Annotated in this window: 1 protein-coding gene; it reads right to left on the reverse strand. The window is 42.3% G+C overall.

The genetic code is table 11. From position 1 onward, the window contains the following. Positions 1–49 precede the first annotated feature (49 nt). A partial coding sequence (locus tag IE142_RS40290) for a molybdopterin dinucleotide binding domain-containing protein (protein WP_229831305.1) occupies positions 50–553 on the reverse strand: 504 nt, incomplete at its 5' end.

A 553-nucleotide genomic window follows, 5' to 3' on the forward strand; every position in this document is an offset into this window, starting at 1 on the left:
GCAGAGCGACGAATAATGTCTTGTGATTGCAGTGACATAATTTATCTCCTTACACCTTTTCCACATTAACAAGGAACGCTTTAAATTCTGGCGTTTGTGTATTTGCATCACCGACGAATGGCGTTAGGGTATTAGCAATAAAGCCTTTAACCGCAACCCCTTCAAAACCCCAGTGGATCGGAATACCAATGGTATCCACTTTGCGACCATCAACATCAAGTGTTCTAATACGTTTGGTCACTACAGCTTTTGCTTTAATGTAACCACGTTTGGAACTGACTTTAACGGTATCACCTTGAGAAATACCTTTTTCTGCCGCTAATCGTTCACCGATTTCGATAAATTGTTGAGGCTGAATAATGGCATTTAACAGCGCATGTTTCGTCCAGAAGTGGAAATGCTCAGTCAGACGGTAAGTCGTACCTACATATGGGAACTCTTCTGCTTTACCCATCTCTTTCCAGTCATCTTTAAACACACGTGCTGCTGGGTTTGAAACAACATTTGGATGCAGTGGGTTGGTACCTAATGGGGTTTCAATTGGCTCATAGTG

This window comes from Streptomyces mutabilis (assembly GCF_014649815.1).
GTDB classification, from domain to species: Bacteria; Actinomycetota; Actinomycetes; order Streptomycetales; family Streptomycetaceae; genus Streptomyces; species Streptomyces mutabilis.